Source organism: Methylomagnum ishizawai (assembly GCF_900155475.1).
Lineage (GTDB): Bacteria > Pseudomonadota > Gammaproteobacteria > Methylococcales > Methylococcaceae > Methylomagnum > Methylomagnum ishizawai_A.
In genome coordinates, this window is the sequence record NZ_FXAM01000001.1 from 1400282 (window position 1) to 1414406 (window position 14125).

The window sequence follows — 14125 nt, forward strand, 5'->3', positions numbered from 1 at the left end:
TAAGGCGATCCGAATAGGGAGGGAGCGGGAGGGGGTATGTGGGTTGTTCATTGCGTGCCTGCGGGTCATGGACAAATTAGTATGCAAAAGGTTCTTGCCAATCGGCAGGTAGGAACTCTCTTTCATGCTGCAATGTCTTTTTGCTATCGGCATAAACCCGTTCCCACCATGAAGGTAGAAGTGATTGTTCGTGTCTTGTCGTGATGATTTTTATCTTTTCCTCTTGATTGATATGGATTTATGTTACGCTGCCCCCGTCTCAAATTTGAGATGGGGGGCCGTCCGTGCCGCTGGGCTACGAATGGAACCGCTGGCAAGCCGACTGGCTGATCCGACCCTGTCGGCCAGCCCGCAAACCAGGTGGGCTGGAAAAGATTTCCAATCCTTTGGCTATTTTAAAAAAACGGGGATGGCATCGTTTTAATGGTGATTTAAGCGGTTTTAGCGGTTTAAAGAGGGTGCTTATCCTCATTACTAATAATAATTGAAAGAAAGTAGCACAAGTTCGCTCGGAGCGTGAAAAACGGCACATTCATTTCCACGCACTTGTGAAGGCTGCGCACCACCTTTTCCCTGGCGGTTGCTTGGCCGTGTTGGCTTCGACAGTCTTTCGTGCGGGATGCTCCGGTTGATGTCAAGGCGCACGGATATCCCATTCCGAACCGAGCCAAAGGTGACAGGGGAAGCCAATCAAGCCGCTCCCCGGCCCTGGGCCAAGGTTGCCCCGCCCAAACCCTTGTTGCTAAAGTTCCCGGCCATCCTCCTTTCCTTCATCGCTTCCATGAACCCGACCAAAACCCGTTTCGCCCCGAGTCCCACCGGGCTGATGCACATCGGCAACGCCCGCACGGCCTTGTTCAGCGCCCTGTATGGCGAAAGCTTCCTGCTCCGCATCGAGGACACCGACGCCGAGCGCAGCCGCCGCGAATTCGTCGATGAACTCCTGGCCGACTTGCGCTGGATGGGCCTCCCCTGGCAGGAAGGTCCGCAAACCGCCGAACCCGGCCCGGATTATTTCCAGTCCCGCCGCGGGGCGGTCTACCAGCGCTATTACGACGCGCTGGAACAGAACGGCTTGGCCTATCCCTGTTTCTGCACCCCGCGTGAACTGGAAATCTCCCGCAAGATTCAACTCAGTTCCGGCCAGCCGCCGCGCTACACCGGCAAATGCGCCCATCTCAACCCCGAGGAAGTGGCCCGCAAACGCGCCGAAGGCTTGGAACCCACCCTGCGGTTCAAGGTGCCGAAGCGGGAAACCGTGGAATTCCTGGACGGGGTGCGCGGACCGCAGAAATTCGCCACCGACGATATCGGCGATTTCATCATCCGCCGGGCCGATGGCAGCGCCGCGTTCTTTTTCTGCAACGCCATCGACGACGCCTTGATGGGCGTGACCCATGTTTTGCGCGGCGAGGACCATCTCGCCAACACGCCCCGGCAATTGCTGGTGCTGAAAGCCTTGGACCTGCCCGCGCCGCAATATGCCCATAATTCGCTGATCCTGGGCGACGACGGCGCGCCCCTGTCCAAGCGCAACGGCAGCCGCAGTATCGCCCAGTTGCGGGAGGAGGGTTATTTCCCGCTGGCCTTGCTCAATATGCTGGCCCGGCTCGGCCACCATTACGACAGCGAGGACATCATGGATTTCGCCGCGCTCAAGGCCCGGTTCGATCTCTCGCGCCTGGGCAAATCCCCGGCCCGTTTCGATATCGACCATCTCAAGCACTGGCAGCAACTGGCGGTGCGGTCGGCGGACCCCGCCACGCTCAAGCCCTGGTTGCACGCCGAGACCCGCGCCCTGGTGCCGGAAGACCAACTCGCCGCCTTCCTCGATATCGTCCGCAGCAATTGCCTGTTCCCCGCCGAGGCCGATGGATGGGCGCGTATCCTGTTCGCCGACGAATTGAAGGCCGAGCCGGACATGGCGGCGGCGGCGCGGGGCGCGGGCGAAGCTTTCTTCCTGGCCGCGCTCGACGCCGCGACCCTGGCCGGGGCGGATTTCGACGCCTTCATGAAAGCGCTCAAGGCCAAGACCGGGGCCAAGGGCAAGGGTTTGTTCCTGCCGCTCCGCGCCGCCTTGACCGGACGCCACGACGGCCCGGAACTCGGCGCCCTGTACCGCATCCTGGACCCCGCCCGCTTGCACCGCCGCCTGGCCGAATTCACCTATGAGTCCGAATAATTGAGTCCGAATCATGCTGACCATCTACAACACCCTCACCCGCCAGAAAGAAACCTTCGTTCCCATCGAGCCGGGCCGGGCCCGCTTGTATGTCTGCGGCATGACCGTGTACGACTATTGCCATCTGGGCCATGCCAGGGTGATGGTGGTGTTCGATATCGTGGCCCGTTATCTCCGGCATCTGGGCTATACAGTGACTTATGTCCGCAATGTCACCGATATCGACGACAAGATCATCAAGCGGGCCAACGACAACGGCGAACCTTACACCGCCCTGACCGGGCGTTTCATCGAGGCCATGCATGCGGACGAACGGGCCTTGGGCGTGTTGCCGCCCGATGTGGAGCCACGGGCCACGGGTTCCATCGCCGAGATGCTGGCGATGATCGAGACCTTGATCGGGCGCGGCTATGCCTATGTCGGCGGCAATGGCGATGTGTTCTACGCCGTGTCGAAGTTCCAGGGCTATGGACGCTTGTCCGGCAAGAACCTGGACGAACTCCGGGCCGGCGAGCGGGTGGACGTGGACGCGGCCAAGCGCGATCCTTTGGATTTCGTGCTGTGGAAGCGGGCGAAGCCGGGCGAGCCTTCGTGGGAGTCGCCGTGGGGACCGGGCCGTCCCGGTTGGCATATCGAATGCTCGGCCATGTCCACCTGCTGCCTCGGAAACCATTTCGATATCCACGGCGGCGGCATGGACCTACAATTCCCGCATCACGAGAACGAGATCGCCCAGTCGGAAGGCGCGACCGGCGAGAAATTCGTGAATCTGTGGATGCACAATGGCTTCGTGCGGGTGAACGAGGAGAAGATGTCGAAGTCGCTCGGCAACTTCTTCACGGTGCGGGAAATCCTGAACCGTTATCGCCCGGAGGCCGTGCGCTTCTTCATCCTCAACAGCCATTACCGCAGTCCCTTGAACTACTGCGACGAGAACCTGGACGAAGCCAACGCGGCCCTGACCCGGTTGTATACCGCGCTGCGTGGCGTGGAGCCGGTGGCCCAGGCCGGAATCGGCGCGGCTTACCGGACGCGGTTCGGCGCGGCGATGGACGATGATTTCAATACGCCCGAGGCGGTGGCGGTGTTGTTCGAACTGGCCCGCGAACTGAACAAGGCGCGTACCGAGCAGCCGGAGGCAACGGCGGGTTTGGCGGCGGTGTTGCGGGAGTTGGGCGCGGTATTGGGTTTGCTCGGGACCGACCCGGAAGAATTCCTCCAGGGCGGGGTGGCCGAAGAGGATTCCGGCTTGGACGCCGCCGCCATCGAAGCCTTGATCCAGCAACGGCTGGATGCCCGCAAAAATAAGAACTGGGCCGAGGCCGACCGGATTCGCAATGAGTTGAAGGAACAGGGGATTGTGCTGGAAGATGGGGCGGGGGGGACGACTTGGCGGAGGGAATAGGCTTTATGATCGATGGCTAGGGCATTTTCATGTTCCCCGCCCCATGGCGCTCATCCGCGCCCTGAAGTTTAATCAACCCTCCCATCAGGGTGACAGGAGGATTCGTGGGACTGTTAGACGATTTGAAGCGCGAAGCCGACCAGGCCCGCACCGCCAAGGAAGCGGAAACCTTGCGCCAGGCCGGGCTGGACCGGATTTTCCGGGCCGAGATCGCGCCGCGCCTGACCCAGGTCCATCGCTATCTGGGCGAGATGCTCAAGCATCTCGAAGATGCCGAGCGTCCGGTGGCCGCCGCCTTCGATATTCCCGCGCTGGGCCGGGTCGAAGGCTTCCGTCAGGAAGCCTATACCTTGCGCATCGACGGCCATGGCACGCCCAAGAAAGTCACCCTGAATTGCGATTGCGTCTTGCCGGAAGAGCGCAAATTCACCGTCCCCCTCGCCGAGGCCGAGTCTTTGCGCCAACACCTCATCGCCAATCAGGTCATGTTCACCGAATGGCCGGTGCGGGGCGGGGCGGGTCCGGTCCAGATGCTGCTGTTCCAGGCCAAGCTCAGGGTGCGGGCCGGCCTCGGTTTCGAGGCCGATATCGAGGCGTCCAAGGTCCGTGTCCTCAGCTACAACTTCGAGGGCTTGTCGATCCGCGAGTATTCCTTCGACTATGCGAGGATCGACGCCGCCTGGCTGGACGACATGGGCCGCTATCTGTTGCGCGAGGCCAAGACCCTGGGCTATCTGGAAATCTCGGAGGAGGCCCGCGCCCGCCTGCGGCAACGGGCGGCGGAGGAAAAAGCCCGCCAGGAGCGGCTGTTGGCGCTGACGCAGGATAAGGATAAGGATAAGAAATCGGCGGAGCGGGGTTTGCTGGGGGGCTTGCGGAGCCTGTTCGGGCCGGGCAAGCGCGATTGACGGGGAATCCCGGCCCGCCGGGATTCCCAGGGGATCAGGCCGAGCGGCGCAGTTCCTTGGGCAGGGAGAACACCACTTTTTCTTCGATGCCGCGGTTCTCGGTCACGGCGATGCCGCCCCATTCCTTGAGCTTGGCCACCACCTGGGTCACCAGGTTTTCCGGGGCCGAGGCGCCGGCGGTGACGCCGATGGCGTTCGCGCCTTCCACCCATTCCCGCTGGAGTTCCTCTGCGTCGTCGATCAGATAGGCCGCCTTGCCCAGTTTCTCGGCGATTTCCCGCAGCCGGTTCGAGTTCGAGCTGTTGGGCGAACCCACCACCAGGATCACATCGCAGCGCCCCGCCAGTTTCTTCACCGCGTCCTGGCGGTTCTGGGTGGCGTAGCAGATATCGTCCTTTTTCGGCCCGTTGATATTGGGGAAGCGGGTTTTCAGGGTATCGACCACGGCCTGGGTATCGTCCAGCGACAGGGTGGTCTGGGTCACATAGGCCAGGTTGTCCGGGTTCTTCACCTGCAAATCCGCCACGTCGGCGGGCGATTCCACCAGGTAGATGCCGCCCTCGGGGTTGTCGTACTGGCCCATGGTGCCTTCCACCTCCGGGTGGCCGGCGTGGCCGATAAAGATGATTTCGCGACCGGCGTGGGCGTGGTGGTGGACTTCGATATGGACCTTGGTGACGAGGGGGCAGGTGGCGTCGAACACTTGCAGGCCGCGTTCCTTGGCTTCTTCCTGGATGGCTTTCGAGACCCCGTGGGCGCTGAAGATCACCGTGGAATTCTCGGGCACCTCCGCCAATTCCTCCACGAATACCGCGCCGCGTTGGCGCAATCCATCCACGACATGGGTGTTGTGGACCACTTCGTGGCGCACGTAGAGCGGTGCGCCGAAGACTTCGATGCCGCGTTCGACGATTTCGATGGCGCGGTCCACGCCCGCGCAGAAGCCGCGGGGATTGGCGAGAATGATTTCCATGGGTTTACCGATGAGTCTGAGTAAAAAACTAGGGAATTCTCACACGCCATCCCGTGCGAATCAACGCGGTGGCAGGATGGGGGGGCGTCCGGGTTGCCACAGGGTTTCGCCGCCCTGGGCCAGTATCCGCGCCAGCACGAACAAAAGGTCGGATAGCCGGTTGACCCAGGCCAGGGCCACCGGCGCGACCGGCTCGGCGCGGGCCAGGGTGGTGAGGGTGCGTTCGGCGCGGCGGCAGACGGTGCGGGCCACCTGGCAATGGGCGGCGGACGGGCCGCCGCCGGGCAGGATGAAGTCCTTGAGCGGCGGCAGGCGCTCGTTGAAATAATCCAGCCAGCGTTCCAGTCCCTCGACATGGCTTTGCTCCAGGCTGGCGCGGCCGGGGATGCAGAGGTCGCCGCCCAGGTCGAACAATCGGTGCTGGACTTCGATCAGGCAATCGCGGACTTCGTCGGGGAGGCCGTGGGCCAGGACCAGCCCGAGATGGCTGTTGAGTTCGTCCAGTTCGCCATAGGCCGCGACGCGGGGGGCGTCCTTGTCGATGCGGCTGCCATCGCCGAGGCCGGTGGTGCCGGTGTCGCCGGTGCGGGTGTAGATGCGGGTGAGTCGGTGGCCCATGGCTTACACCAAGGGGTCGTCGGCGACGACGATGCCATCCTCGTCGGCGTAGAGGTAATGGCCGGTGCGGAAATTGACCCCGGCGAAGGTGATGAGGATGTCTCTTTCGCCCGTGCCGCGCTTGTGACTGCGGAGCGGATGGGTGTGCAAGGCGCGGACGCCGAGGGGCAGGCGGCCGATCTCGACCGAATCGCGGATGCAGCCGTAGACGATGATGCCTTCCCAGCCGTGGTCGCAGGCCAGCTTGGCGAGGTCCGCCCCCAGCAGGGCGCAGCGGTGCGAGCCGCCGCCGTCCACCACCAGGACGCCGCCTTCGGATTTTTCGCCCAGGATTTCGCGGATTTTCACGGGGTCCTCGAACACCTTGAGCGTGGTGATGCGGCCCGAGAAGGCGGTGTGCCCGCCGAAGGAACGCAACAGCGGTTCGGCGATTTGCAAGCGTTTGGATTCGGCGAATTGATCGCAGAGGTCGGAGGTTTTGAAGATCATGGTCGGCTTCCGGGCGTGGGTGGGATGGCCGGTATGATAACCGAGCGGGACGCAAGGTTCCCCGGCGGGCCGGATCAATCGCCGCCGCCGCAACCGCCGTCGCCGCCCGAATCGCCATCCCCGGCGTCGCCCTCGCCGCCGAAGCCGTCCAGGTCGCCATCGATCCCGCTGTCCGAGAAATCCCCGCCGCAATAGCAATCGCCGCGCCCGTTCCGGCGCAAGGCCGCGCAATCGGGGACGTAATGGAAGCCATCGCCGATGCCCAACTGGGCATCCAGCGCGAACAGCAGGGGTAGCCGGTGCGGGGCTTTGGGGTCGATGCCCTCGGCCCGGCAGGCGTACCACCAGGTCCGGCGCAAGCCTTCGTTGCTCTTGCGCCGGGCGGGGCCGAGGACGGCGGCGGGCGTGTGGTGCAGGAAGCGCCCGAAGGCCCGGCCACAGAACAGCTCGTAATTCTTGGTGTAGAGGATGAATTCATGCCAGACCTCGTCCACGATCTGGGAAGGCATGGACACGAATTTTTGGCCGCCATCGAGATAGACCCGGAAAAATTGGCGCAAGCCCCGCTCGACCAGTGCCCAATCGTCCGGGGCCAAACCGGGCCGTTTTTTCGCCGCCCGTTGGATGAGTCCGGGCGGGAAGGCGTAGCCGTCGATGTAGTCGCGCCGTTTCCGCCGCCCGCCGTCGGCGAATTTGGCGCGTAGCGCCCGTAGCGCCGCCCAGCCGGGGATGGCGAGGAATGCCCATTGGAGCAGGGGGGTCAGCTTCGACATATCGTCTCCGGTGGGTCGGGTGGGATGGCACGGTCGCGCCGGATCGACGGCCCTCTGTGGCCTGGGCGCGGATTCCGCCCGCCTATCCGACCAGGCGCTCCAAGCGCCGCAACATCCCGTCGGGTTCCGCCACCGCCCAGGCCGCGATGGCATCGGCCCGAGCCTGGGTGTCGGCCACCGCGTAAATCCGCAGTTCGTCGGCGTTGCCCGAAGGCCGCAGGTGCGCCACATCGCCGTTGGCGAAATACACCCGCACGCCGTCCACATAATTGAGGGCGGTGATCGCGTCGAAGCCCGCCGCCGCCCCGAAATATTCCGCCAGTTCGGCGCGGAGGGCGGCGCAGGCGGCGGCTTCCGCTGCGGTCAGGGTGACGGCCCGCCGGTTCGCGTCGAGGGCCGAGGTTTCGGCTTGCGCGAACACCAGTTCGCGGATCGCGGGATTTTCCGGTGTGAACCGCGCCAGGATGCGGAGGCTCACCGGCCTCGGGAAATCCTTGAGCAAGGCGGCGCGGCTATAGCGCCGGGGCAGCAGCCCGAACAGCGCCGTCAAGGACAGGCCGCGTTCCTTCGCCGCCACCAGCACGGCGACCAGGGGCAGTAGCGCATCCCGCGTCGGCAGGGCCGCGAGCGTCCGCCCATGCTTCACGATATCCGAGCCGGTCAGGAAACCGCCGTTGGCCTCCCAGCCGCACACGGCGTGCTTGCCCTGGGCGCGGGCCGCTTCCATCCCGGCGATGACGAAGGGCGAGCCGATCCGGGTCTTGGGTTCCAGCAAGGACCGCAGCGGTCCCCGGTCGATGGCGTCGTTGCAACTGATGGGCACCACCACGGCATCCGCGCCCAGGTATTCCGCCGCGATCATACCGACCAGATCGCCGCCGAAGAACCGCACCGCGCCCGAATCCACCCCCAGGATCAAGGGGCGGTCGCTGTCGCCATCGGTGGAAACCACGGCGTCCACCGGGCCGTGTGCGGCCACGGCGGCATCGTGCAGGGCTTGGAGCGTCGCCAATTGGGCGGCGTCGATGTTCTCGGTGTCGATGGGCATGAAGGTTTCGCTGCGGCCCGCCGGGAACACCTCGGCCCCGAGTCCGCGCAGAATCTCCACCAGGATATCCCGTCCCACCGCCGAATGCTGGTAGGCCAGCAACCGGATGCCCGCCAGCGCGCCCGCCCCGAAGAAATCTATATAGCGCCGCACATAGGCCAGGGCGGCGGCGGGGTTTTCCGGGGCCAGGTCGCGCTGGCCGGTCTTGAACAGGCCGTCGGCATCGAACGGCGAGCTTGCATAAGGCTCGGCATACAGCCGTTCCCGCACCGTTCGCACCTGGGCGTTGACCGGGGCTTCGTGCTGTTTCAGCAATTCGCCGCGCGAGGTGTTGGTCTTGTAACCGTTGCGGTCGAACGGGATATGGCTGCCGGTGATCATCATGCTGCCCTTGCCTTGGGCGAGGGCGTAGCGGGTCAAGGCCGGGGTGGGGATGCGGCCCAGGTTCACCGGGAGCATCCCGGCGGCACGGATGGCGGCTTCGACCGCTTGGGCCAGTTCGCCGCGCCGGGGATTATTGCCGACATAGGCGCTGGAACTGGGCCTGAGATCGTAGGCGTAGAAAAACTCTTCGCCCCGCACGATGCCGCCGTCCACGACCGGCAGGGCTTGCAGATATTCCAGTTCCCCGAGGGCGCAGAGGTAGATTTCCAACTGGGTCAGGTGGATGACTTCGCCCCGGCGACCACTGGTGCCGAAATTGGCGGCGCGGGGTTCGTAGGCGAGGCGGGCGCGTAGCGAATCCGGGGGATAACTGGCTGGGGTCATGGCGGGAGGCTCCTTGAAAAAACAGCGGGCAGACGATACACCATATCCGGCGGCTTGGGGCGCGGAGCCGTGGGGTACAATGCCCGCAATCTTGGCCTTATCCGCCGCATCCTCTGACTACCCTCCTATCACCGCTTATGTCCACCCCATCCTTACCCAAAACTTCCCGCCGCCGCCTGCAACGCAACCGCCGCCGTAAACGCCTGGGCGGGGTCTGCGCCGGGATCGCCGATTACCTGGAGATGAATCCGACCCTGGTGCGCTTCCTGTTCCTGCTGCTGATCCCGCTGACGGGCAGCTTGATCGTCTGGGTCTATCTGGCGCTGTGGTTCTTGTTGCCCGCCGGGATCGAGACGCCGCTGCCGAAGGTGTCCTGGGAACTGGGGCGCGAACTGCGGCGCATGGACGACAAGATCGCCAAACTACACCGCCGCCACGATCCCGCCATCGCCGATTTGGCCCAGCAGGCGTTCGACGCCATCAAGCTGATCGCCCCGCGCTTCGAGCAACCCGGCGACGCCCCGGTCGGCGCGGAAGTGCGCGAGGCGGTGCTGGTGCGTTTCCCCAAGCTGTTGGAGCGGATCGGCGCGACCCCCGCCGAGGCGTTCGCGGGCGGCCAAGGGGCCATCAACACCGCCGCCGGGACTTTGTTGAATCAGTTGATCGAATTGCACGAACAATTCCAGCAGGTGGCTACGGCCCAGGTGGAGCAGGAATTCAAAGCCAGCTTCCGGGAGCGCACCGACGAATCCCCGGAACTCTCGGCTTGGCGGGAAAAGCTGCGCCCCATGCGCGACCGCCTGCAAGACCGGGTCGGCCCGGAGACGTTGGGGGTGTTGGCCGGGATCGAGGAGAAACTGGCCTTCTTGCTGGAACGGCTGGCTCAGGGCGGGGAGATGTTCGACCTGCGGCCTTTCGAGGTGCGGAAAATCGCCTTCGATTATCTGCCGGACGCGCTGAACCAATATCTGGCCTTGCCGCCGTCCATGGCCCGCAGCCAACGCCTCAACAGCGGCAAGACCGCCGAGGAAGCCTTGGGCGAACAATTGGGCCTGCTCGATACCACTTTGCACGATCTGGCGAAAAGCCTGTTCGAGCAGGACGCCGGGAGCTTGCTGGTGCATGGCCGGTTCTTGAAGGAGAAGTTCGCGGAGCAGCCGTTCCGCTTGCCGGAATGAATCAATAAGGCGGGTCCGCCGGGCCTTCGTAGCCGCACAGGCCCAGCCGGGGCGAATTCACAATGTGGATGGGGGCGCCGTAAGTGTCGTGGGGATGGTTTTGGGCGTGGCGGTCGCACAGCGTCCCCTCGGTCTCGTCGTCGATCAAGCACTCCATGCACAGCCAGGTGGCGGGTTCCTGGCATTCGATGCAGGCGGCGGGCGGCATGAGGTTGCGGATCAAGAGGGTGATGGGATGTTTGCCGATGGGCTTGCCTTCGCGCCGGTCCAGCGGCTTGATCAGCGAGATCGATTCGGTCCCGAAATCGTAGATATGGGTCAGCTCGCCGCCCGCCAGCGCCGAGGCCAGGGATTGGTTCATGGGCAGTTCCTCGCCGCCCCAGCCGCCGTGGGAAAACTGGCTCATATGGCCGCAGCATTCCAGCCAGATGGCCCGGAGGTATTCGTCCAAGTCCTTGAGTTTGGCCGAGCCGCGCATTTCCAGGTCCAGCCAGAATTCCGGCTGTCCCTCGGCCTGCACCCGGAGGTGGTAAAGGGTTTCGGCTTTCCGCTTGCTGCCTTCGGCGTGGGCGGTGGCTTCCTTCCAGGCCGGGCAGGCCGGGAAGTGGCGGGAGGCCATGTTCTTGGCGATGTCCTGCTGGCAGAAGGCACAGCGTCCTTTGCTGGTTTTGGCGCGGGCCATGGGTTTGCTCCGGGTGGATTGAAGGGCTTATCAGGCTACACCTGCCGCTTGGGGATGGCTATGGGGGGTGCTAACTTGGTCTTTTACTCATGCAAAGCTGATTGTTGGGGCTGGACATGTTGACTTCGCTGCGCTTGGTTGGATTCAAGAATTTCCGCGATGCGACCCTGGATATGGGACCGCTGACTTTATTGGTGGGGGCTAATGCTTCCGGCAAGAGCAATCTGCGGGATGCCTTCAGGTTTTTGCACGGCATCGCGCGGGGATATTCGCTGGCGGAGATTATTGGCGAGAAATATGGCGAAGGCGGGGAACGGGTGTGGCGGGGGATTCGTGGCGGAGTGCGCGAATTTGTATTCCAAGGCGGTAATTGCTGCGAATTTGAAGCGGATTTCTTCCTTGATCAAAAAAAATGCAGTTATTTTCTCAAAGTTAATGTAAGTAATGACGGGACACCTCCACGATCAATAAGCGAGAAATTAATATTAGACTCGCGCATAATTTTTGATACAGAAATGGTTTTCCATTTGGAACCCAGCGACCGATTCGATTTAAAGGTTGGTGTGAGAGATCGTGACATTCCTATTGAGGACGAATTCAATCCTTGGGAGTATTATGAATTCACAAGCCTAAGCTTTAGGCCCGCTCTTAATCAAATTGCCGAAAACGCCTCCAATAAATTTATAAATGCTAGCGAGATAGCCCAAGAAGCTTTAAGCGCCTTCGCCTCCATGCGTTTCCTCGACCTCGACCCCGAAGCCCTGCGCCGCCCGTCCATCCCCGGCCAAACCATCCTGGGCGATAAGGGCGAAAACCTGTCTTCGGTCCTGCAAGCCATTTGCCAGCAACCCGAATCCAAGGCCGCGCTGCTGTCCTGGATCGCCGAACTCACGCCCATGGACGCCGTGGATTTCGAGTTCCCGGCGGACCATGCCGGGCGCGTCCTGGTTACGCTGGTGGAGCGGAGCGGACAGCGGATTTCGGCCTACAGCGCTTCCGATGGCACCTTGCGCTTCCTCGCCATGATCGCGGCCTTGCTGGGGCCGGACGCTTCCCGCTTCTATTTTTTCGAGGAGCTGGACAACGGCATCCATCCGGCCCGCTTGCACCTGCTGTTAGGCTTGATCGAACGGCAGGCCGCGCTGGGCAAGGTGCAAGTGGTGGCGACGACCCATTCTCCAGAATTGCTCGCTTTACTGGATGCTAAAACCTTGGAACATGCCTCGCTGATCTACCGCCTGCCCGACAGCCACGAAGGCCGGATCCAGCGCATCCTCGATATACCGGGAGCCGCCGAGGTGATCGAACAGCAGGATATCGCCAAGCTGCATGCCACCGGCTGGTTGGAAGACGCCGCTTATTTCACCAGCGACGAGGACGCGGCGGCGTGAACGTACTTATCATCCCCGAGGATTTCCGCAAAGACCAATACCTGCTGCAACCCATCGTCGCCGCTTTGCTGAGCCATCTTGGCAAGCCCCGCGCCAAGGTCACGGTACTGAAAGACCCCTTGCTCGGCGGGGTGGCGCGGGCACTGGATTTCCAGCAACTCAAACCCATCATCGAACGTTATCGGGGAATGGTGGATGTGTTCTTGCTCTGCGTAGACCGGGACGGCGAACAAAGCCGCCGGTTACGGCTGGGCAATCTGGAAAGCCAAGCGCGGGCGATCCTGCCGGAAAACCGGATATTCCTGGCCGAGAACGCTTGGCAGGAGTTGGAGGTTTGGGCCTTGGCCGGTTTGGATTTGCCCAAGGAATGGGCGTGGCGGGATATCCGCGCCGAACGCGATCCCAAGGAGCGCTATTTCAAGCCTATCGCCGAGCGGCGCGGGCTGTTGGATGAACCGGGCGAGGGGCGGCGGACCTTGGGTATCGAAGCTGCCAAGCGCTACGCCAAGATTCGCCAGCGTTGCCCGGAAGATATCCAGGCGTTGGAAGGCCGGATCGAAACCGCTTGCGCCAGCCGCTGAGTTCCGTGTTGTGGCGTTTCATCGCCCTTTCCCGACCGCCGCCCCGCCTTGCCCGGTCCACGCTCCGTGCGCTTCAGCCGCCTCGGGTCGCAGCGCCGCGGCTTTGAGGTCCGCTCCCGAAGGCAGGCCGCCCGCATGATCTACGGTCCAGGCCGCGATATCCGCCCAGGGCCGTTCCGCCCCCAAATCCCTAAGCAGCAAGTGATAACCGCCTTCGTAATAGCCGATCCGGGTCGGGGTGGTTTTGGGCAGCTTGTCCAGCATCAGCCGGATCGGCTCTTGCGGGATGATTTCGTCCTTGGCCCCGTATAGCACCAGCACCGGCTTGTCCAACTTGGCCGCGTCCTGTTGGGCCGCATCCATCAAATCGGCCAGTCCGGCGATGGCACCCACCCGTGTGGCCTTGATGACCCAGGGATCGCGGCCCAGGCCGATGAGCATGGGGATATTGTCGGAGGCCTGGACCTTGAGGCCGGAGCCGGTCAGTTCCAGTTCCGGCAACGTGCGCGCGGCGATGGATAACAAGGCCCGTTGATACCAGGGCATGGTGTCCCGCGCCCACACGGCGGGGGCCGAGAGGATCGCGCCATCGGCGTCCGGCGGCTGGGACGAGGTCAGCGCGACCAGGGCGACCGCCCCGCCCATGCTCTCGCCCAAGAGGTAGAGCGGCGTTTTGCCGTGACGCTTGCGGAGTTGCGCGACGAACTCGGCGAGGTCGCGGGTATAGGCTTCGATGCCTGCCCAACGGCCCCGGCCCGGCGCCAGTCCGAAGCCGCGCTGGTCGTAGGCGTAGACCGCGATGCCGTGTTCCCCGAGATAACGGCCCGGCGGCTCGAAAGCGCGGCTGTAATCGTTGAAACCATGCAGGCATACCATCACGGCCTTGGGTTCGCCCTGGGGCAGCCAGGAACGCACTGGCAACACCGCGCCGTCGGAGGCGGTGAAATGGGCGCGGGCGAGCCTGGGTGCTTGGTGGGATGCCGGGCCGGGGCTGGGCAAGACGGCGCAGCCGCCCAGCCATAGGGGCAGGAGCAGTCCGAAGGCGATCAGCGGAGGAACGGGGCGATGCTTTAACATAGGCTTCAGGCGGAGGGAATGGATCGGGATAGTATGGTCCGGCGGCGGGCCT

14 protein-coding genes are annotated in these 14125 nt (G+C 63.4%); 7 read left to right on the forward strand and 7 right to left on the reverse strand.

The window, feature by feature from the left end; all coding sequences use genetic code 11:
* Window positions 1-284 precede the first annotated feature (284 nt).
* The 4 genes from B9N93_RS24525 to B9N93_RS06390 all read left to right on the forward strand — a co-directional run bounded on the left by B9N93_RS24525 (window position 285) and on the right by B9N93_RS06390 (window position 4495).
* Complete coding sequence (locus B9N93_RS24525) at window positions 285-488, forward strand: hypothetical protein (protein WP_125468867.1); 204 nt, start codon at window positions 285-287, stop codon at window positions 486-488.
* 185 nt (window positions 489-673) lie between these two features.
* Window positions 674-2182 carry a glutamate--tRNA ligase gene (gltX, locus tag B9N93_RS06380; RefSeq protein ID WP_254899346.1) on the forward strand — a complete coding sequence of 503 codons (1509 nt, stop codon included), beginning with the start codon at window positions 674-676 and terminating at the stop codon, window positions 2180-2182.
* Window positions 2183-2195: 13 nt separating this feature from the next.
* Window positions 2196-3587, forward strand: a complete 1392-nt coding sequence (gene cysS, locus B9N93_RS06385) for a cysteine--tRNA ligase (protein WP_085211953.1) — start codon at window positions 2196-2198, stop codon at window positions 3585-3587.
* Window positions 3588-3691: 104 nt separating this feature from the next.
* Window positions 3692-4495 (forward strand): hypothetical protein, encoded by an 804-nt coding sequence (locus B9N93_RS06390; protein WP_085211955.1) that lies wholly within the window; start codon window positions 3692-3694, stop codon window positions 4493-4495.
* Window positions 4496-4529: 34 nt separating this feature from the next.
* Here B9N93_RS06390 and ispH read toward each other — a convergent pair whose 3' ends face one another.
* From ispH to B9N93_RS06415, 5 genes are all read right to left on the reverse strand, one after another.
* The gene (gene ispH, locus B9N93_RS06395) at window positions 4530-5468 is read right to left on the reverse strand and encodes a 4-hydroxy-3-methylbut-2-enyl diphosphate reductase (RefSeq protein WP_085211957.1); all 939 of its coding nucleotides are present in this window, start codon (window positions 5466-5468) and stop codon (window positions 4530-4532) included.
* Window positions 5469-5528: 60 nt separating this feature from the next.
* Window positions 5529-6086 carry a cob(I)yrinic acid a,c-diamide adenosyltransferase gene (locus B9N93_RS06400; protein WP_085211959.1) on the reverse strand — a complete coding sequence of 186 codons (558 nt, stop codon included), beginning with the start codon at window positions 6084-6086 and terminating at the stop codon, window positions 5529-5531.
* Window positions 6087-6089: 3 nt separating this feature from the next.
* The gene (rraA, locus tag B9N93_RS06405) at window positions 6090-6575 is read right to left on the reverse strand and encodes a ribonuclease E activity regulator RraA (RefSeq protein WP_085216184.1); all 486 of its coding nucleotides are present in this window, start codon (window positions 6573-6575) and stop codon (window positions 6090-6092) included.
* 74 nt (window positions 6576-6649) lie between these two features.
* Window positions 6650-7348 carry a glycine-rich domain-containing protein gene (locus B9N93_RS06410; RefSeq protein WP_125468868.1) on the reverse strand — a complete coding sequence of 233 codons (699 nt, stop codon included), beginning with the start codon at window positions 7346-7348 and terminating at the stop codon, window positions 6650-6652.
* A gap of 82 nt (window positions 7349-7430) precedes the next feature.
* On the reverse strand, window positions 7431-9164 hold the full coding sequence (locus tag B9N93_RS06415) for a phosphohexomutase domain-containing protein (RefSeq protein ID WP_085211961.1): 1734 nt from the start codon (window positions 9162-9164) through the stop codon (window positions 7431-7433).
* Window positions 9165-9301: 137 nt separating this feature from the next.
* Between B9N93_RS06415 and B9N93_RS06420 the strand changes: the two genes are divergently transcribed.
* Complete coding sequence (locus B9N93_RS06420) at window positions 9302-10342, forward strand: PspC domain-containing protein (RefSeq protein ID WP_085211963.1); 1041 nt, start codon at window positions 9302-9304, stop codon at window positions 10340-10342.
* 1 nt (window position 10343) lies between these two features.
* Here B9N93_RS06420 and B9N93_RS06425 read toward each other — a convergent pair whose 3' ends face one another.
* Window positions 10344-11024, reverse strand: coding sequence for a hypothetical protein (locus B9N93_RS06425; protein ID WP_085211965.1), 681 nt, complete (start codon window positions 11022-11024; stop codon window positions 10344-10346).
* A 173-nt stretch (window positions 11025-11197) separates the two neighbouring features.
* Here B9N93_RS06425 and B9N93_RS06430 point away from each other — a divergent pair, with 173 nt between their 5' ends.
* Both B9N93_RS06430 and B9N93_RS06435 read left to right on the forward strand, forming a co-directional pair.
* Window positions 11198-12415: an AAA family ATPase gene (locus B9N93_RS06430; protein ID WP_254899461.1), complete on the forward strand. Its 1218-nt coding sequence runs from the start codon at window positions 11198-11200 to the stop codon at window positions 12413-12415.
* Window positions 12412-12996: a hypothetical protein gene (locus tag B9N93_RS06435; protein WP_085211969.1), complete on the forward strand. Its 585-nt coding sequence runs from the start codon at window positions 12412-12414 to the stop codon at window positions 12994-12996. The genes B9N93_RS06430 and B9N93_RS06435 overlap by 4 nt, the downstream gene beginning before the upstream one ends.
* 18 nt (window positions 12997-13014) lie before the next feature.
* Here the strand turns inward: B9N93_RS06435 and B9N93_RS06440 are convergent, their stop codons facing one another.
* The gene (locus B9N93_RS06440) at window positions 13015-14073 is read right to left on the reverse strand and encodes an alpha/beta hydrolase (protein ID WP_085211971.1); all 1059 of its coding nucleotides are present in this window, start codon (window positions 14071-14073) and stop codon (window positions 13015-13017) included.
* Between the last annotated feature and the right edge of the window lie 52 nt (window positions 14074-14125).